Source organism: Streptomyces sp. 8N616 (genome assembly GCF_052246385.1).
GTDB lineage: Bacteria > Actinomycetota > Actinomycetes > Streptomycetales > Streptomycetaceae > Streptomyces.
Map to the genome: position 1 here is coordinate 79,570 of NZ_JBQQBY010000002.1, position 18,553 is coordinate 98,122.

At 73.2% G+C, this 18,553-nt stretch carries 13 protein-coding genes; 9 read left to right on the plus strand and 4 right to left on the minus strand.

The features are described 5' to 3' along the window. Window positions 1-23: 23 nt before the first annotated feature. The 8 genes from ACTWQC_RS02080 (at window position 24) to ACTWQC_RS02115 (ending at window position 13,553) form a co-directional block, all read left to right on the plus strand. Window positions 24-1,076, plus strand: a complete 1,053-nt coding sequence (locus ACTWQC_RS02080; protein WP_443313727.1) for a cupredoxin domain-containing protein — start codon at window positions 24-26, stop codon at window positions 1,074-1,076. A gap of 110 nt (window positions 1,077-1,186) precedes the next feature. Further along, complete coding sequence (locus ACTWQC_RS02085) at window positions 1,187-1,762, plus strand: YceI family protein (protein WP_443313728.1); 576 nt, start codon at window positions 1,187-1,189, stop codon at window positions 1,760-1,762. Beyond that, window positions 1,759-2,469, plus strand: coding sequence for a cupredoxin domain-containing protein (locus tag ACTWQC_RS02090; protein ID WP_443313729.1), 711 nt, complete (start codon window positions 1,759-1,761; stop codon window positions 2,467-2,469). Before ACTWQC_RS02085 ends, ACTWQC_RS02090 begins: the two co-directional genes overlap by 4 nt. 219 nt (window positions 2,470-2,688) lie before the next feature. Next, window positions 2,689-3,513, plus strand: a complete 825-nt coding sequence (locus ACTWQC_RS02095; RefSeq protein ID WP_443313730.1) for an LLM class F420-dependent oxidoreductase — start codon at window positions 2,689-2,691, stop codon at window positions 3,511-3,513. Window positions 3,514-3,671: 158 nt separating this feature from the next. Then, window positions 3,672-6,869, plus strand: coding sequence for an amidohydrolase family protein (locus ACTWQC_RS02100; protein WP_443313731.1), 3,198 nt, complete (start codon window positions 3,672-3,674; stop codon window positions 6,867-6,869). 1,039 nt (window positions 6,870-7,908) lie between these two features. After that, window positions 7,909-9,387 carry a glutamate-cysteine ligase family protein gene (locus ACTWQC_RS02105; RefSeq protein ID WP_443313732.1) on the plus strand — a complete coding sequence of 493 codons (1,479 nt, stop codon included), beginning with the start codon at window positions 7,909-7,911 and terminating at the stop codon, window positions 9,385-9,387. Window positions 9,388-9,576: 189 nt separating this feature from the next. After that, window positions 9,577-12,153: an ATP-dependent Clp protease ATP-binding subunit gene (locus tag ACTWQC_RS02110; RefSeq protein ID WP_443313733.1), complete on the plus strand. Its 2,577-nt coding sequence runs from the start codon at window positions 9,577-9,579 to the stop codon at window positions 12,151-12,153. 233 nt (window positions 12,154-12,386) lie between these two features. Continuing rightward, a complete protein-coding gene (locus tag ACTWQC_RS02115) occupies window positions 12,387-13,553 on the plus strand; it encodes a S1 family peptidase (protein WP_443313734.1) in 1,167 nt (388 codons plus the stop codon). A 255-nt stretch (window positions 13,554-13,808) separates the two neighbouring features. Here the strand turns inward: ACTWQC_RS02115 and ACTWQC_RS02120 are convergent, their stop codons facing one another. From ACTWQC_RS02120 to ACTWQC_RS02135, 4 genes are all read right to left on the minus strand, one after another. After that, a complete protein-coding gene (locus ACTWQC_RS02120) occupies window positions 13,809-14,087 on the minus strand; it encodes a 4-hydroxythreonine-4-phosphate dehydrogenase PdxA (protein ID WP_443313735.1) in 279 nt (92 codons plus the stop codon). 56 nt (window positions 14,088-14,143) lie between these two features. Then, the gene (locus ACTWQC_RS02125; RefSeq protein ID WP_443313736.1) at window positions 14,144-14,962 is read right to left on the minus strand and encodes a DeoR/GlpR family DNA-binding transcription regulator; all 819 of its coding nucleotides are present in this window, start codon (window positions 14,960-14,962) and stop codon (window positions 14,144-14,146) included. 93 nt (window positions 14,963-15,055) lie between these two features. After that, a complete protein-coding gene (locus ACTWQC_RS02130) occupies window positions 15,056-16,588 on the minus strand; it encodes an FGGY-family carbohydrate kinase (RefSeq protein ID WP_443313737.1) in 1,533 nt (510 codons plus the stop codon). Continuing rightward, complete coding sequence (locus ACTWQC_RS02135) at window positions 16,588-17,601, minus strand: ROK family protein (protein ID WP_443313738.1); 1,014 nt, start codon at window positions 17,599-17,601, stop codon at window positions 16,588-16,590. Before ACTWQC_RS02135 ends, ACTWQC_RS02130 begins: the two co-directional genes overlap by 1 nt. 205 nt (window positions 17,602-17,806) lie before the next feature. Here ACTWQC_RS02135 and ACTWQC_RS02140 point away from each other — a divergent pair, with 205 nt between their 5' ends. Continuing rightward, window positions 17,807-18,550 (plus strand): caspase family protein, encoded by a 744-nt coding sequence (locus ACTWQC_RS02140; protein WP_443313739.1) that lies wholly within the window; start codon window positions 17,807-17,809, stop codon window positions 18,548-18,550. Window positions 18,551-18,553 lie beyond the last annotated feature (3 nt).

The window sequence follows — 18,553 nt, forward strand, 5'->3', positions numbered from 1 at the left end:
AAAACCAAAGGAGCCATATCTCCATGGACACCACCGACACCCCCGGTGCGGAACCGGAGCGACGGCCCAGGCCGCCGTCCCGGTCCGGCAACCGGGTCCTGCTCATCGGCGGTCTGGGTGCCGCCTTCTCGGCCGTCCTGTGCCTGGCGCTGCTGGAGTCGGCGACTTCCGGAGCGGCGGCCGGCGCTCCGGCACCCGCCGCGGGACAGCAGGCGCAGCCCGCGGCGCAGCAGGGCGAACAGGCCGACTACACCGTTGATTTGAAGGGCAACGCCTACATCCCGGCGAAGCTGACGGTCAAGGTCGGCGACACGGTCCTCTGGACGAACTACGACGACGTACCGCACACGGTCACCACCACCAAGGGGCCGGAGAAGTTCGACTCCGGCACGCTGGACAAGGGCGAGAGCTTCTCCTACACCTTCACCGAACCCGGTACGTACGAGTACTACTGCTCGGTGCACCCGGACATGACCGCGTCGGTGACCGTCGTCGAGAACGACGGCAGCGGCAGCGGTGGAAGCACCGGCGGCAGTACGTCCGGTGGGTCGACGGGCGGTACGTCCGGCGGGAGCTCCGGGGGGCACAGCGGCGGCCACAGCACGGGCGGCAGCACCGGCGGTACCGGCGGCTCGAGCGGCGGAGGTACCTCCAGCGGCGGTTCCACCGGCGGTAGTTCGTCGGGCGGTACCGGCGGGTCCGGCGGCGGGGACGACGATGCCCAGTGCTCCAGCGTCAAGCAGGTCCTGCTCCCGATCCTGCAGCACATCAACACGGCGCATCTCGAGCGGTCCCCGGGCGAGCAGGTCCAGGACGCACTGGCGCTCGACCAGTACATCAAGACGCACACCGTGTGGGTGGAGAGCATCCTCAACCCGGCCGTGGAGGGCGGCGGTGCGACGGCCGACAAGACGCTGACCGTCCTGCTGCAGCACATCAAGACCGCGCACCTGGAGGAGTCGCCCGGACAGCAGGTCAAGGACCTGCTGAACGCCGACGACTACGTCAAGCTGCACACCGTCTGGGCGGAGCACATGCTCCAGCCCACCGAGGACTACCTCCTCGACAACTGCTGACGAGACACCTCTCCATCGCAAGGACAGCGGGCCGGCCGAGTCGCAGTCGGCCGGCCCGCCGTCCGCTCCATTGTCACCCAAGCCCTGACAAGCCCCGACAGGAGCCCGAGATGAGCACCGTGACTCTGCCCACCACCCCGGCCCCGCCGCCCGCCCCGGGCCCCGACTGGCTGCCGACCCCCGGCACGTACGCCGTCGCGCCGGGCCTCAGCGTCGCCGAACTCACCGCGCGGCTCGGCCCGCTGCCCACCCTCCGCGGTCGTATGACCCTGGCCGGCGCGTCCCTGACGGTGGCCGCCGACCCCGATCCGGCCCTCAGCACGCTCCGTATCGACCTGGACAGCGGGTCGCTCCGCACCGGCCGGCTGCTCGGCGACGGCAGGCTGCGCGGCCGCCGTGGCCTGTACGCCGAGCGGCATCCGCTGCTCACCTTCGTGTCCCGGCGCATCGAGCCGGCGGCCGGCGGGAAGCGGCTGGACGTGCCCGGGGACCTCGTGGTGCGCGGTGTCCCCATCGCCACCACGCTCCGGCTGCGCGTGGTCGAACCGACGGAGGACCGGCTGCTCGTCGTCGGCCGTGCCGAAGCCCCCTACCATCCGCTGAGCCGCGCCACGGGGTTCGCCCTGCCCCGCACCACCGCGCCCGCGAGCCGGCTGCGGCTGCTGGTCGCCGCGGAGTTCGCATGACCGGCACGAGAACGGCGCTCCGCGCCGTGCGCGCGGCGGCCGCGCTGCTGCTCCTCGCCATCGGGCTCACCCCGCTGACGGCAGGCCAGGCGTCGGCCGTGGGACGGCAGGTGGTGATGCAGGGGTACGCCTACGGGCCCGCCGCGCTCACTATCGCGGCGGGCACCACGGTGACCTGGACCAACAAGGACACCGCGCCGCACGACGTGAAGACCAGGTCCGGGCCCGTCGCGATCCACTCCCCACTGCTCGACAAGGGCGAGTCCTGGAGCTTCACGTTCACCACCCCGGGGACGTACAGCTACTACTGCACCGTCCACCCGGACATGACCGCGGGCATCGTGGTGAAACCGGCCGCCGCCCCGGCGACGACCGCCGCGCCCCAGCACGACGCGGGGCACGACCACGACCACTCCGGCGGTACGCCGCCGAGGGCATCCGCGTCACGTCCCGCGACGACTGCCACCGGGACGGCCGGGCGGGCGCCGAGCCGGGCACCCTCCGCGTCCTCGCCCGCGATCCGCACCGCCGGGAGCTCTCCCCCGGCGCCCGCCCCCTCCGCGGCGGCCAGTACGTCGGCTGTCCCGGCGGCGGCACCGGCCGGCACCGCCCGGCCCCTTGACCCGCTGCTGGCTCTGGCCGGGCTCGTCGCGGGTATCGCGGTGCTGTGCCTGCTGCTGGTCGGCTCCCGGGCGGCCGGGCGGTGAGCCCCGAGATCGGTGAGTACCTGGGAACGGTAGGTCCTGAGAACGGTGAGGCCTGAGAACGGTGAGTCTCTGAGAACGGCGGTCCCTGAGAACGGTGGGTTCCTGCGTGTGATCGTCGTTGCGAGATCGCCGGAGGCGGGTACACAGGCGAGGCGGAGAGCGGCACGTCCGTCACCCCGTACCCCATACCCCGTATCCCGTCCTCCAGGAGGAGCCGCCGTGAAGATCGGGATCTCGACCTTCCTCACCGATCAGGGCATCCGGCCCGCAGCGCTCGGGCGGGCGCTGGAGGAGCGCGCGTTCGACGCGCTGCTCATCGCCGAGCACACCCACATCCCGGTCAGTCGCCGCTCGCCCTACCCCCGCGGCGGTGAGCTGCCGGAGAGGTATTACCGCACCCTCGACCCCTTCGTGGCGCTGGCCTCCGCCGCCGCGGCCACCGAGCGGCTGCTGCTCGGAACCGGCGTCGCCCTGGTGGCACAGCGGGACCCGATCATCACGGCGAAGGAGGTGGCCTCCCTCGACCTCGTATCGGACGGTCGCGCGATCTTCGGCGTCGGCGTGGGCTGGAATCGCGAGGAGATGGAGGACCACGGCACCGATCCGGCCACCCGGGGCCGGCTGGTCAACGAGCGGCTCGGGGCGATCCGGGAGCTGTGGACCAAGGACGAGGCCGAGTTCCACGGGGAGTTCGTGGACTTCGATCCCGTGTACTGCTGGCCCAAGCCGGTGCAGCACCCGCACCCGCCCGTCTACGTGGGCGGCGGAGAGCGGGCATTCCCCCGGGTAGCGGAGTTCGGGGACGCCTGGCTGGCCAACAACGTGCGGGCGGACGCGCTCGGCCCGCAGATCGAGCAGGTGCGCGCCACGGCGGGCCGGGAGGTGCCCGTCACGGTGTACGGGGTGCCGGGCACGCCCGAGGTCGTCGAGGGGTACACCGGGCTCGACGTCGAGCGGGTGCTGCTCTACCTGCCGACGCTGCCGGAGCACGAGACGCTGGAGCACCTCGACCGGCTGGCCGGGATCGCCGCGCGGTTCCGCTGAGCCGCCGGGCGGATTCAGGTCAGGGACAGTGGGGTGCGGAAGCGGGGGCGCGCGAGGCGGTGTTGACCGCGGGCAGGTACGAGGTGCGACGATCAAGGTCCAGGCCCGCCCCGTCCGCATCGTCCGTCCCGCACAACTCCCGTGCCCCAGGAGGCCCGTTGGCGACCACAGACCCGACCGACGGCGCGTCGCTCTCGCGCCGGCGGTTCCTCCAGGCGGCAGCGGGCACCGCTGCCGTCGGCACCGCAGCCGCCGCGGGCACGGCGGCCGGTCCCGCCACGGAGGCGGCCGCCGCCCGAACCACCCCCACCACCCTCACTTTCACCGCCGCCACCAACGGCTCCGGCACGCTCTCCCCCAGCGGTGACCGCCTGATCGCCGAGGTGCAGGACGTCCTGTGGTCGATCCCGGGGCAGGGCGGCGAGGCCCTCCCGCTCACCCCGCCCGATCTCGAGCCCACCCGTCCCGTCTTCTCCCCCGACGGGAAGCTGCTCGCCGTATGCGCGTACCGGGGCGGCGGGTTCCATATCTGGACGCTGCGCCCGGACGGTACGGAGCTGCGGCAGCGCACCGAAGGACCGTGGGACGACCGCGGCCCGGCCTGGTCGCCCGACGGCACGCGGATCGCCTTCGCCTCGGAGCGCGGCGGCGATCCGGTGGCGGGGAGCCCGTACCGTATCTGGGTCCTGGACCTGCGGACCGGCGGCCTGACCCGGCTCACCGGCCTGCCGGGACAGGACGGACCGTCGCAGGACGGCCCCTGGGAGGACTTCGATCCCACCTGGTCCCCGGACGGCGGGCGGGTGTTATTCGTACGGGCACACGTGGCCGGGACCGCGCTCGATGCCCGCACCATCGCGTCCGTACAGGCCGACGGCACGGGCCCGGTCTCGGTGGAGCACAGCGAAACGGCCCCGTTCCAGGTGATGGTGCCCGCGGTCTCGGACGGCGGGCGGCTGGCCTACCTGCGGACCACGCCCGCACCCGAGGCGTCCTGCACGCTCGTCGTGGACGGGAAGCCGGTCGCCGCCGGTGGCGATGTCGCGCCCGTCCCACCGCGCTGGACCTCGCGCGAGGAGCTGCTGCTGACGGTCGGCGGCCAGTACCGGCTGCTGCGCCCCGACGCCCCGGACGACAGCCGCGAGATCCCGTTCACCGCCACGCTGCCGGTCCGGCGGCCCCGTTACCGCGCCAAGCGCCACGACTTCGACGGCGGCGGTGCGGTGCGGCCGGTCCGCGGGGTGCACCTGCCCGCGCTCTCCCCCGACGGGCGGCAGGTGGCCTTCGCCGCCCTCAACGCCCTGTGGGTTGCGGATACTGCAGGCGGCCGCAGCCCCCGCAGGATCGTCCGGGCGGACCCCACCCGGTATGTCCTCGGGCCGGTGTGGACGGCCGACGGACGGGCGCTGGTGTACGCGGACGACCGGGACGGCCTGTACGCGGTGCGCCGCCGCGACCTCGCCTCCGGCGAGGAGACCGTGCTCGCCACCGGCGGCCGCGTCCACCCCGCCCTCTCCCCCGACGGCGCCCGGCTCGCCTGCCTGGACATGTCCGGGAACCTCGTCCTCCGCGACCTCGCCGCCGGTACGGACCGGGTGCTGGCCGCTCCGCTCGGCGCCGGCGGGCTCCCGGGCCGGCCGACCTGGTCGCCCGACGGCCGCTTCATCGCGCTCTGCGACCGCAACCGCCTGGACCAGCGCTTCCGCGAGGGCTACAACCTCATCCGGGTGATCGACGCGCGCAGCGGCGCGGCGCGGCTGCACGCCATCGCGCCGCACCACTCCCTCTCCGACCGCTACGACTCCGGGCCCGTGTGGTCCCCGGACGGCCGCCACATGGCGCTGATCGCCGAATCCGCGCTGTGGCTGCTGCCCGTGCGCCCCGACGGGACGCCCGAGGGCGAGCCGCTACGGCTGACGGACGAGCCCGCCGACCACCCCTCCTGGTCCGCGGATTCCGGTTCCCTGCTGTATCTGTCGGCGGGACGGCTGCGGCTGCTCGACGTGCACTCCGGCAGCGCCCGTACGGTCCGCGTCCCGCTCGGTTACCGGCGCCCGGCACCCGACGACACCGTCGTGCACGCAGGGAAGTTCTGGGACGGCACGGGCGAGACCGTGCGGGAGGACGTCGACCTCGTGGTGCGGCGCGGGCGGATCGCCGCCGTCGAGCCGCACCGCGCGGGCCGCCGCGCCGTGCGCCGCGTCGACGCCTCCCGGCGCACGGTCATCCCCGGTCTGTGGGACGCGCACACCCACCCCTGGCAGTACACCTATGGCGGGCGGCAGACGGTGACGCAGCTCGCGTACGGGATCACAACGGCCGTCTCCTTCGGCGGCTTCGCCTATGAACAGGCCCGTATCCGCGAGGCGACCGCGGCCGGGGCACTGGCCGGGCCCCGGCTGCTGGCGACCGGGGAGCTGCTGGACGGCTCGCGCGTCGCGTACAGCATGGGCAGAGCGCACCGCACGCGCGCGGGCCTGCGCCGCTCGCTGGAGCGCGCCGCCGCGCTCGACTGGGACTTCGTCAAGACGTATGTACGCGCGCCCGGTTGGATGATGGAGGAGGCCGCGCGGTTCGCGCACGAGCGGCTCGGGGTGCCCGCCGGCAGTCATCTGTGCTCACCCGGCGTACAGCTCGGGCAGGACCTGACCACGCACCTGCAGGCCACGCAGCGCCTGGAGTACGGGCACGCCACGTCGGCGACCGGTCGCGCCCACCAGGATGTGACCGAGCTCTACGCGACTCCCGGCTTCGGGCTCGTCGCCACGCCATTCACGGCCCTGCCCCTGGTGGGGGCGGATCCCGGGCTGGCGGAGGACCCGCGGGTGACCTCCCTCATGCCGCCCTGGGACGCCGCGCTCGTCCGGCAGCTCGCCGGGCGGCCGCCGACCGCGGCGCAACTCGCCACGCTCCGTACGGAGATCGGCGTGTACCGGCGGGTGCTCGCGGGCGGTGGACTCGTCGCACTCGGCACGGACGCACCCATCACACCCGTGGGCCTGGCCCTGCACCTGGGGCTGCGCGCCCTGCACCGCTCCGGTCTCTCGGCGGCGCAGACGCTGCGCACGGCGACCGCGCTCCCAGCACGTGCCTTCGGCGCGGAGCAGGACCTCGGCACCCTGGAACCCGGCAAGCTGGCCGATCTGACGGTCGTGGACGGCGACCCGTTCACGGACTTCGACTCAACCGTCAGGACGGTGTCGGTGCTGCGCGGCGGGGTGCCGTACGAGGAGGCGGACCTGGTCGGCGCGTACGCCGGGGCGGCGGGCCGGGCGGACGCGGACCGGTCGGCGGACCACTGGCTGGAGGTCGGGCGGCAGTTGCGGCGGGACGCCTGCTGCGACGCGGAGCGTTGACCGGGAGCAGCGGATCCGCGGCGCGACCGTGCGCCTCCGGGCCCTGCCCTCCGATGTGTTCCACTTCGGCCAGGTGCGGGCGAGGGCGGTCTGTCACGCCCTGCTGGTCGGCCCCGCGCCGACGTGAACCGGCTGGGCGGGGCGGCCGGTTGCCCGATGTGATGCACGTCACCGGACAGCCTGGTCGTACGGATGCAGGCGTACGTGGACACCGCTGAGACGCCCGCGCGTCTGCTCCGACATCGCAGGAATGACGTCACATTTCATGGCTTCGAGCCCAAAGAGCCCAGCCGCAACCGCCGTTCGCGCTCGAGGGCACCGCGCCGCAAAGGTGGCGCGATGAGGGCGGCTGAACCGGACGCAAGCCGGGCATACGGCGTGTGGACAGGGCCGCGCGGCCGGGCGGCATGGATATCGGCCGGGTACCGATTGCACAAAGACCAAACGGCCACGCATGCGTCGCGCGGTACCGGGCAGTAGCCCGGCTGGACAGAGCTCAACCACGGAGAGCATGGTTCAGGCCAAAGGTTGACATTGAGAGCGGCGGATGGAACCTGTAACGCCCCCGTACGTCTCCACTGGTGGAACGAACGACGGGAGTTCGCTGTGAGAATCGATCCGGCAGAAACCCGGAACCAGTGCCCGCAGTGCGGCGGCCAGATGCAACAGAGCCCGAACGGCGGCTGGCTGTGCGGAAATTGCGGAGCGCAGCGTTGAGCAGCGACATGTACTCGACCACGACCTGCCCAGCCTGCGGAGCGCAGATAGACGGCCTGCAGAACCGTTATGTCTGCGGGCTCTGCGGCTGGGTGAGTCCCCCCGACGGCCGGAGTGCCGACCCCTCCGCCGACGACTAGCGCGCATCCGCCCGTGCCGCCGCCCCGCCCCGGGCGGCTCCGCCGCCCGCCGACCGTTGTCACCCTGCGCACCCGGCAGCTCACCGTACGCACCAGCGCCGATGGTCGCTGGCAGGCGGGGTCCCGGCGTGGGACGCTGACATGCGAAGGGGTGTCCGCCGAGCAGGCCTCGGGAGGACCGGATGGGACGCAACGTCCCCGCGCGGGTGTTCACCCGTGAAGACCGCCGCGAGTACCGGCAGAAGATGCACCGGTGCCTGGACGCCTTCGCGCAGATGCTGCGCGAGGAGCGGTTCGAGACCGAGCGCCCCCAGGTCGGCCTGGAGATCGAGCTCAACCTCGTCGACAATACGGCTGAGCCGTCGATGCAGAGCACCGAAGTGCTCGAGGCCATCGCCGACCCCGCCTGGTCCAGCGAGCTCGGGCGCTTCAACCTCGAGATCAACATCCCGCCGCGCGAGCTGACCACCGGCGGACCCGGCGCCTGGGAACAGGACGTACGCGATGCGCTCAACCACGCCGAGGAGCGGGCCGCCTCCGTCGGCGCCCACCTGATCATGGTCGGCATCCTGCCGACGCTGCAGCAGACCGACGTCACCGAGGCCGCCCTGGTGGACAACCCGCGCTACCGGCTGCTCAACGAGCAGATCTTCCAGGCGCGGGGCGAGGACCTGCGCATCGCCATCGACGGGGCCGAGCGGCTGCGCACCTACGCCGACACGATCACTCCAGAGGCCGCCTGCACCAGCACCCAGTTCCACCTGCAGGTCAGCCCGGACCAGTTCGCCGCCCACTGGAACGCTGCCCAGGTCATCGCCGGCGTCCAGGTGGCGCTCGCGGCCAACTCACCGTTCCTGTTCGGCAAGGAGTTGTGGCGCGAGACCCGGATTCCTCTGTTCGAGCAGGCCACGGACACGCGCGGGGTGGAACTGAAGGCGCAGGGGGTGCGGCCGCGGGTCTGGTTCGGCGAGCGGTGGATCACCTCGGTCTTCGACCTCTTCGAGGAGAACGTCCGCTACTTCCCCGCCCTGCTGCCGCTGTGCGAACCGGAGGATCCGCTGGAGGCGCTTGAGCGCGGCGAGGTCCCGGAGCTGCCCGAACTCACCCTCCACAACGGTACGATCTACCGCTGGAACCGCCCGGTCTACGCGGTCGTCGAGGGCACACCCCATCTGCGTATCGAGAACCGCGTGCTGCCCGCGGGCCCCACCATGGCCGATACGTCGGCCAACGGGGCCTTCTACTACGGGCTGCTGCGGACGCTGGCGGAGGAGGAGCGGCCGGTGTGGTCGCGGATGTCCTTCTCCGCTGCCGAGGACAATCTGCACGCAGCCGCGCTGCACGGCATGGACGCCCGCCTGTACTGGCCGGGGATGGGCGAGGTGCCCGTGTCGGAGCTGGTCCTCCGGCGGCTGCTGCCGCTGGCGCACGCGGGCCTGGAACGCTCCGGCATCGACTCCGCGTGGCGCGAGCCGATGCTCGGCATCATCGAGCAGCGGTGCGTCACCCAGCGCAACGGCGCCCTGCGGCAGGCGGAGATGTACCACCGGATCGAGGACACCGCCCATGTCGGCCCCCACGAGGCGCTGCGCCGCATGACCAGCCAGTACATCGACTACATGCACCTCAACGCGCCCGCCCATACCTGGCCGCTCGACTGACGGCCGCCGACGGCTACGGGCCCGAAGGCCAGGGCGCCCCCGGAAAGGCGGCCGCCGATCGCGTGAAATTCAACCAAGTACGCCCATCGGTGACGTGTCGCGGCGCCGGACGGGGAAACCCGCCCGGAAGCCGCACCGCACGAACGAACAGCGTGGCCCGGTCCCTCCGGGCCATCGGGACGGAAGCCTATGACCAGCGGGTACACGGGTCCTGAGGAGTACGGCCGGGACCCGCTCGGAGAGTTCCTCTCACACTTCCTCGGCACCGGGCAGACCGGCCGCCGCCCCGAGGCCAGGTACCTCGACTTCGGGCGCCTGATGAGCGAGCCGGCCCGGCAGCTGGTGTCGGCCGCGGCCTCGTACGCCGCCGAGCACGGCAGCACCGACCTCGACACCCAGCACCTGCTGCGGGCGGCGCTCAGCGCGGAGCCGACCCGCGCCATGGTGTCCCGGGCCGGGGCCGACCCCGACGCGATCGCCGCCGAGATCGACCGCCAGGCGGGCGAGGGCCCGCCCCGCAGGTCCATCGCGGTCACCCCCGCCGTCAAGCGCGCCCTGCTCGACGCCCACGAGATCGCCCGGTCCACCGGCGCCTCGTACATCGGTCCCGAGCACGTCCTGGTGGCGCTGGCCGCCAACCGCGACTCCACGGCCGGGCAGATCCTCAACGCCGCCCACTTCGACCCGCGCGCGGGGGCCCCGGGCGGCGCGCCCGGCGGGCTCGCGGCGGCCCCGGGCGGCACCGAGCAGCGGCCGGGGGCGGGCGGCAGCGGCACGCCGAATCTCGACAAGTTCAGCCGCGACCTGACCGGGATGGCGCGCGACGGCCGTATCGACCCCGTGATCGGCCGCGAGCAGGAGATCGAGCAGACCGTCGAGGTGCTGGCCCGCCGGGGCAAGAACAATCCGGTCCTCATCGGGGAGGCCGGGGTCGGCAAGACCGCCATCGTGGAGGGCCTCGCCCAGCGGATCGTCGACAGCGACGTCCCGGACATCCTGCTCGGCCGCCGCGTCGTACGGCTCGACCTGGCCGGGGTCGTCGCGGGTACGCGCTACCGCGGCGACTTCGAGGAGCGGCTGAACGGCATCATCGACGAGATCCGGGCCCACTCCGACGAGCTGATCGTGTTCATCGACGAGCTGCACACGGTCGTGGGCGCCGGCGGAGGCGGCTCCGATGGCGGCCCGATGGACGCGAGCAACATGCTCAAGCCGGCGCTTGCGCGCGGTGAGCTGCACGTCATCGGGGCGAGCACGCTCGAGGAGTACCGCCGCTATGTCGAGAAGGACGCCGCGCTCGCCCGCCGCTTCCAGCCCGTGCTGGTGCCGGAGCCCAGCCCGGCGGACGCCCTCGACATCCTGCGCGGGCTGCGCGACCGGTACGAGGCGCACCACCAGGTCCGGTACACCGACGACGCGCTGCTGGCGGCCGTCGAGCTCTCCGACCGCTACCTCACCGACCGCTTCCTGCCCGACAAGGCGATCGACCTGATGGACCAGGCCGGGGCGCGGGTCCGGCTGCGCTCCTCCACCCGGGGCACGGACGTACGGACGCTGGAGCGCGAGGTGGAGCAGCTGGGCCGGGACAAGGCGCAGGCGGTGGCCGCCGAGGACTACGAGCGCGCCGTCCAGCTGCGGGACCGTATCGCCGGGCTGGAGAAGCGGATCGAGGAGGGGAGCCGGAAGGAGCAGCCCGGCGGCGACCGGAGCCCCGAGGTCACCGTCGAGGACGTCGCGGACATCGTCTCGCGGCAGACCGGCATCCCCGTCAGCAGTCTGACCAAGGAGGAGAAGGAGCGCCTGCTCGGCCTGGAGGAGCACCTGCACCACCGGGTCGTCGGCCAGGATGAGGCCGTGACCGCCGTGGCCGACGCGGTGCTGCGCTCCCGGGCGGGTCTGGCCAGCCCGGACCGCCCGATCGGCAGCTTCCTCTTCCTCGGGCCCACCGGCGTCGGCAAGACCGAGCTGGCCCGTGCGCTGGCGGAGGCGCTGTTCGGGAGCGAGGAGCGCATGGTGCGGCTGGACATGAGCGAGTACCAGGAGCGGCACACGGTCAGCCGGCTCGTCGGGGCTCCCCCGGGGTACGTCGGGCACGAGGAGGCCGGGCAGTTCACCGAGGCGGTGCGCAGGCACCCGTACTCGCTGCTGCTGCTCGACGAGATCGAGAAGGCGCACCCGGACGTCTTCAACGTCCTGCTGCAGGTGCTCGACGACGGGCGGCTCACCGACTCCCAGGGGCGCACCGTCGACTTCACCAACACCGTCATCGTGATGACCAGCAATCTCGGCTCCGAGGCGATCACCGGGCGCGGCGGGACGCTGGGCTTCGGCACGGGAGGCACCGAGGCCGACGAGGAGGCGCGCCGCGAGCGGGTGCTGCGCCCGCTGCGCGAGCACTTTCGGCCGGAGTTCCTCAACCGCATCGACGAGATCGTGATTTTCCGTCAGCTCTCGGACGAGCAGCTGCGGCGGATCACCGACATGCTGCTGGACGAGACGCGGCGGCGCCTGCGGGCCCAGGACGTGGCCATCGACTTCACGCCGGTGGCCGTCGACTGGCTCGCGCGCCGCGGCTACCAGCCGGAGTACGGGGCCCGGCCGCTGCGCCGCACGATCCAGCGCGAGGTGGACAACCAGCTCTCGCGGATGCTGCTCGGCGGCAGCCTGCAGCCGCACAGTCATGTCGAGGTGGACGTGGTGGACGGGAAGCTGACGTTCCGTAATGACCGTGAAGTGGGGGCGGAGGCTCCCGCGCCTGCGGGCTGACCGGCCGACGGGTCCCGCAGCTCCCGCGCAACTCCCCCGCAGCACCTCCGCAGACCCTTCTCAGCCCTTCGCAGCCCCCGGACTCCGGGGGCCGCGGCATGCCCCGCCCATGGCTTGATTGGTATGGACATGACCGCAAGACGGCCTCTAGGATCCTGCACGAGAACGAGAGCGCTCTCATTTCTCCGCTGTTCCGCCCCCACCGCGATGGAGCAACAGAAGGAGAACACGCCATGCGACGCACGATCGCTATTCGTACGGCCCTGTCCGCGCTGCTCGTTCTCGGCGTCTGGGCAGGCGCCGGACTCGTTCCCACCTCCTCCGCCGCCGCCGTACGCGGCTCCTCCGGGCCCGAGCCGTCCGCGAAGCTGGTCGGCGCCCTGCGCCACGACCTGGGCCTGAGCAGGAGCGAGGCCGAGGAACGCCTGCGGCAGGAGTCGGCCGCCATGCGCCTCGAGCCGAAGGCGAGACGCGCCGCGGGCAAGGCCTTCGGCGGCAGCTGGTTCGACGCGGGGACGGGCAGGCTCGTCGTCGGCGTCACCGACGGGAGGGCGGCCACCGCCGTACGGGCAACGGGCGCCGCCGCGCGGATCGTCGCGCACAGCGCGCGGGAACTCGACGCCGTGCAGGCCGCGATCGACGAACGCGCGGAGCGGAAGGCCGCTCCGCGCGGGGTGAGCAGCTGGCACGTGGACGCCAGAGCGGGCAGCGTGGTGGTCAACGTGGTCAGAGGGGCGGAGCGCGACGCCGCTGTGCGGGCGTTCGTCGAGGACGCGAAGCGGGAGGGCCCGGTCACGGTCCGGGCGGCGGCCGGGAAGGCACCGTCGACCTTCGCCGCGGGCACCGTCGGCGGCGACCCGTACTACACCGGGAACGTGCGCTGCTCCATCGGCTTCTCGGTGCACGGCGGCTTCGTCACCGCCGGGCACTGCGGGCAGCCGGGCGCTTCGGTGCGGGGGTGGGACGGTTCGGGCATCGGGAACTTCCAGGGCTCGTCCTTCCCCGGCAACGACTACGCGTGGGTCAGCGTCGGCCAGGGCTGGTGGACCGTACCGGTCGTCCTGGGCTGGGGCACCGTCCCCGACCGGCTGGTCCGCGGCTCCGCCGAGGCCCCGGTCGGCGCCTCCATCTGCCGCTCGGGATCCACGACGCACTGGCACTGCGGCACGGTGCTCGCGAAGAACGAGACGGTGAACTACAGCCAGGGCGCCGTCCACCAGATGACGAAGACCAGCGTGTGTGCCGAGCCGGGCGACTCCGGGGGCTCGTTCATCAGTGGTGACCAGGCCCAGGGCGTCACGTCCGGCGGCTGGGGCAACTGCGGCAGCGGCGGGGAGACCTGGTACCAGCCGGTGAACGAGATCCTCGCGGTGTACGGCCTGCGGCTGCACACCGCCTGAGACCGGGCCCGGCCGGGCGGCCCTGGAGGAGTCGCCGGCTACGCCCTGTCGCGGCGCCGGGAACCGGGGCCTCCCGCACGGGCACGCCCGAGCCGTGGCCCGTGCGGGGCCGCAGGCCGAAGACCACGATCAGGACGGCCCCGGCGAGGAAGGCGGCGAGCACGGCGAAGCCGGTCAGGCTCGAGCCCGTCGAGTCGGTCAGCCAGCCGACGAGGTAGGGCCCGGCGAACCCGCCCAGGTTTCCCAGGGCGTTGATCAGACCCATCGCCACGGCGACCAGACGGAGTCGGCGGGTATTGGCCCGACGACGCCCAGCCCTTCGGCTGCGGCCTTCTCGACGGCCGGGCGCAGCGCGGTGATCTCCTCGTCGCCGAAGTGGCCGCCCTCGCCGCCGTGCGGGTTGATGGCGGCGACGGCGAGGCGGGGCTCGTCGTGCGCGTAGAGCGCGGCGCGGGCGGCACGTTGCTCCCGGTGAGGTCGTCGCCCATGACGAGCACCTGAGCCACGGGGCCTCCTTGCTGGTGATCGAACCACGCAATACATCTTGCGGGTTTCACTCATCGCAGCGGGGGCATTCCGCTGACCGGCCGTCAAGACATGTGAGCGGCACCGTCCGCAGCGCCGTCCGCACCACCGTCCTCGGTGCCCGCGCTGCGCACCGTCCAGTGCGCGTCGGCGAACGCGGCCAGGCGGTCGTCGCCGCCCGCCGAGATCAGGCCCGTGCCCGGCGGCATGGCGGCCCAGAAGGGGAAGCCCGCGGCCCCGGACAGCTTGGAGTGGTCCGCCAGCACCCAGGTGGCGCGGGCGCACTCGGCCATGGCCTCCTTCAGCGCGGCCTGCTCGTGGTCCGGGCAGTTGATGCCGCGCGCCGGGTCGAGGCCGTCGACCCCCAGGAAGGCGATGTCCGGGGTGATGCGGCGGAGCGCCTGCTCGGTCCTGGTGCCCAGCAGCGACTCGTTCGGGCGCCGCAGTCTGCCGCCGAGCACGACGACGTCCACCTCCGCGTCGGCCAGTTCGAGCAGGGTGGAGAGCCCGTTGGTGACGATGGTGATGTCGGTGCGGTCGCGGAGCTCGTGCGCGAGGCGGGCGACCGTGGTCCCGGCGTCGAGCAGCACCACGTCGCCGCTGCGGACGATCGCGGCAGCGTCCGCGGCGATGGCGTTCTTCTCCGCCCGCCGCACCCCTTCCTTGTCACGCCGGGACCGCTCGACGCCGCGGTGGTCGACCGCGCCGCCGTACGTACGCGTGATCCGGCCGCGGTCGGCGAGTACGGCCAGATCGCGGCGGATCGTCGACAGCGACACCCCGAACTCGGCTGCCAGGGCGTGCACGCTGACATCGCCGGCGCCCAACAGCTCGACCAGGCGCTGCCGTCTGTTCCGTGTGGACGAGCGCTCCCGATTGGTCACCTGACAGTCCAATTCCGCCGGACCACCCGGCATCGGCACTGCTTCTTGCGTGGTTCGCGCAATTACGACGTTAGCAGGACCGGCGGACGGCGGTCACGGTCCGGGCTTCGCGCCGGATCCGCCTGTCCCGCCTGTCCCGCCCGTCCCGCCTGTTCCGCCTGTTCCGTCGGCCCCGCCGGTGCCGCGTACGGCGGGGAGGAACGCCTCCTGGTACGCGCCCCGGTACGCCTCCGCCGTGCCGGGCGGCGGCCGCAGCTCGCGCCGTTCGCAGACCAGTGCGGCCGGATCGAGGCCGAGCGCCGCACCGGCCCAGGCCGCGGCCCCCAGACAGGGGATGTCGGGGACGGTGCACACCAGGGTGCGCCAGGGCGAGACCGCCGCCTTCATCGCAGTCCAGGCCTCCTGGCGTACGGAGCCGCCGAGCAGCGTGACGGCACGCGGCCGGCCCCCGGTCAGCCCGCCCTGCACCTCGGCCATCCACCGCGCCTGATGCGCGGCGCCTTCCAGCAGCGCCCGCGCCAGCTCGGGCAGTCCGTGCCGCGCCTCGAGACCGTGAACGGCGAGGCGCCTGCCCGGATCCGGTTCCGGCGCCGACCTGCCGTACAGATACGGCTCGACCGTCAGGCCCGTGGGCCCTTCCCCCGCCCGCCCGACCATCTCGCCGAAGCGGCGGTACCGGTCGGCGGCCGGGGCGTCGCCCAGGCCGAGCACCCGGTCGCAGAACCACTCCACCAGCGCCCCCGAGCTGGACATCCCGGCGACCACGCACCAGTGCCGCCCGTCCACGTGGCGCCCGTACGACATGCCCTCGCGCCCGGCGGCCCGCACGTCGGGCGGCCCGTCGCCGACGGTGATCACGGCCTCCGCCGTGCCCATCGAGTCCGCTGCCTCGCCTGCGGCGCGTACCCCGGCGGCCCACGCGCCGACCAGATGGTCGTGCCCGGCGACCACCACCGGCGCCCCGGCCCCCGCGATACGAGCGTCGGTACGGCGGTCGGTACGGCCGACGGGCTCGCCCGGGGCGTGCACGGCGGGCATACGCCCGGCGTCCAGCCCGGCGAGTGCGAGCAGTTCCTCGTCCCACGTCCCGGCGTGGACGTCCCAGGCCATGGTGCGCTGCGCGAAGGTGGCGTCCGTCCCCACGGCCCCTGTGAGGGCCTGGGCCACCAGATCCGCCGCACCCGCCCAGGTGCGCATCCGGCGCAGCACGCCCGGGTTTTCGTCGCGCAGCCACAGCCACTTGGCCAGCGGCACCTTGGGGCTGGGCAGGATCCCGGTGACCGCGTGCAGTGCGGCGGCGCCCCGGTCGCGGCGGAGCCTTTCTGCGTGTGCGGCGGGGCGCGGGTCGGACCAGGACCAGGCCGGCAGCAGCGGTTCGCCGTCCCCGCCGAGCGCGGCACCCGTCTCGGCCATGCCGGTGATCCCGATGGCGTCGGGGGCCCGCCCGGCGACCGCCGTGCACTCGGCGAGCGCGTCCAGCGCGGCCCGTTGCAGCGGCGCCACGGGGTGACTGTGGCCGCCGGCCGGAGTGCGCCGCTGGGCGTGCGCGAGAACGGTCCCGTCCGGCGTGCACAGCACGGCCTTGCAGTGAGTGCTCCCCACGTCCACGCCCGCGAGGACGACCATCAGGCCGCGCCCCCGTTGACGATGCGCTCGAAGGCCACGGCGGCGGCGCCCACGACACCGACCCGGTCGCCGGTGCGGGCGGCGCTGATCCGGACCGCGCGGGCCGCAGGACCCATGGCCTGCTCGCGCACGATACGGCGTACGGGTGCGAGGAGTTGCTCGCCCGCGCGCGTCACGCCGCCGCCGAGCACGACCAGTTCGGGTTCGAAGAGGTTGACCAGCGAGGTGATGCCGCAGGCCAGCGCCTGCGTGGTGGCCACCCACACCTGGGTGGCGACGGGATCGCCCGCGGCGGCCTCGCGCGACACGTCGGCCGCGGTGATCGGCGAACAGCCGGTGAGCGCGGTCGGGCGGCCCGCGGCCTCGGCCTCGGCGACGGCCTCGCGGGCCCGTTCGGCGATCGAGGTGCCGGACGCGTAGGCCTCCAGGCAGCCGGTACGGCCGCAGCCGCGGCAGTGCCGCCCGTTGCGGTCGACCGTCACATGGCCGAGCTCCCCGCCGTTCCCCGCGGCCCCGCGGTACGTACGGCCGTCGATGACGATGCCGCCGCCGACGCCGGTGGAGAGCGTCAGATAGAGCATGTGCCGGGCGCCGGCACCCGCGCCGAAGCGGTGCTCGCCCGCCGCGGCGGCGGTCGCGTCGTTGTCGAGGACGGCCGGGAGCCCGTACCGCTCCTCCGCGAGCCGGGTCACCGGTACGTCGACCCAGCCGGGGAGGTGCGGCGGGCAGAGCAGGACACCCGCTTCGGGGTCGAGGGGGCCCCCGCAGCCGATGCCGGTGGCGGCGATCCGCCGCGGGTCGGTACCCGATTCGTCGATCGCCTTGCGGCCGAGATCGAACAGCCGGGTGAGCACCGCCTGGACGCCCTCCTGGACGAGGGCGGGCGTCACGAGGAAGGAGCGCACGCTCCCGTCGGCGCCGACGACCCCGGCCGCGAGTTTGGTGCCGCCGATGTCCAGCCCCAGGACGGCGTCCGGGGCGTCGGCTGCTCGGGTGTTGTGATCGTCCGCCACGGTGCCCTCCGTCCTTCGTCGCCTCGTCTCACACCATGAGCCTGCCACGGCGGGGCGGCAGGCCGCGCAATGGACGCACACCCCAGATGAAATTGCATCGGCAAGTGCACATGTACTTGCACTGCGCTATCGTCGCTGCCCGCGAAGGGCGGGCACCGGCCTTCCTGTTGCACGCGCCCATGAACGGCGAATACCCGGAGCAGCCATGCGACTTCCAGATCCCCGCCGGTCCCGCGCCCTCCTGATCGGCACGAGCCGGTACGCCAACGCCCACTTACCCGACCTCCCCGCGGTCCCCGACACCCTGTCCGACCTGGCGGCGACGCTGACGGACCCCAAGTACGGAGTGATCCCCGGCGAACACTGCGCGCTGCTCTCGGACGAGGGCGACGTACGGCAGGTCGGCCGGGTCCTGCAGACGACGGTCGAGGCCGCCGAGGATCTGCTGCTCGTGTACTACACCGGGCACGGCCTGGTCGGCGGCAGGCGGCACGACCTCTACCTGGCGCTCACCGAGAGCGAGGAAGCGGCGCCCGCGTTCAACTCCCTCGCCTACGACGACGTGCGCGATGCCGTGCTCGACAGTCCGGCATCGATCAAGTTCATCATCCTCGACTGCTGTTTCTCCGGGAGCGCGGCGGGCGGGTCGCCGGACGACGCCGAGGCCGCCCTCCTCGGCCAGATCGAGGTCGAGGGGTCGTACGTCCTCACGTCGGCGCCGCGCGACAAGGCCGCGATGGCTGTCGCGGGCGAGAAGCACACCGCCTTCACCGGCAGGCTCATCCGGCTGCTCAACGAAGGCCTCGACCACGGAAGTGAACTCCTCATGATCGGCGATCTGTACCGGCAGTTGGTCGCGTCGATGAGAGCGGAGAGCCTCCCCCTTCCCCTGAGCCTCGGGACGAGAGCGGCCGAACGTCTCGCGCTGGGACGCAATCGCGCCCGTTGAACG